The sequence below is a fragment of the Methylobacterium sp. WL6 genome, assembly GCF_008040095.1.
Lineage (GTDB): Bacteria > Pseudomonadota > Alphaproteobacteria > Rhizobiales > Beijerinckiaceae > Methylobacterium.
Map to the genome: position 1 here is coordinate 1 of NZ_VRVH01000658.1, position 649 is coordinate 649.

The following is a 649-nucleotide window of genomic DNA, read 5'->3' on the forward strand; positions in this document are numbered from 1 at the left end:
GCGGGTGATCCGCGCCGCGATCTCGGCGGGCTTGCGCTCGTCGAGCAGGATCGCGACGACCACGATGTCGGGCTGGCGGATTAGGCAGCGGGCGAGGTCGATCGCGATCCGGGTCTCGACCGGGATCGCGCCCTCGCCGAGCACCGAGCCGGTGCCCGCGTTTCCGGGCTCGACCCGGCTGTCGAGGCCGAGCCGATAGACCGAGGCTTCCAGGCCCTCCTCGGTCAGCACACGCCGGACGATCGCCCGCACCCGCGGCTCCGCCCCGGCCTCTCCGAGGCTGACGCGGCCGAACAGCAGGTTCTCCTCGACGCTGGCCGCCGGATTGATCCGCGTGGGATCGTGGAACTCGACCGCGGCGGCGAGGTGAGCCGGCAGCATCCGCGCGAAGGAGCGGCGGGCGGCGACGAGCCGCTCCTCGAACGCGGCGTCGATCAGCCCGAAGCGGTGGCGGGTTTCGCTGTAGCGCAGCGCCAACCCGATGAGTCGCTCGCGGTCGCGCTGGCCCGCCGGGCCGCGACGCAGCGCGACCGCATTCGGCTGGCGCACCACCAGATCCTCGAAGTAGCCGCGCTCGTCGGCCGGGAAGAGGGAGAACGCGTCGAACAGCGGGTGGTCGTTGGGAAGATCGGCGAAGATCTCGACGGTG

General features: G+C 72.3%; 1 pseudogene. It reads right to left on the reverse strand.

Going from position 1 to position 649, the window contains the following annotated elements:
• Nucleotides 1–649, reverse strand: a pseudogene (locus FV230_RS29040) (ABC transporter ATP-binding protein); the annotation flags it as partial.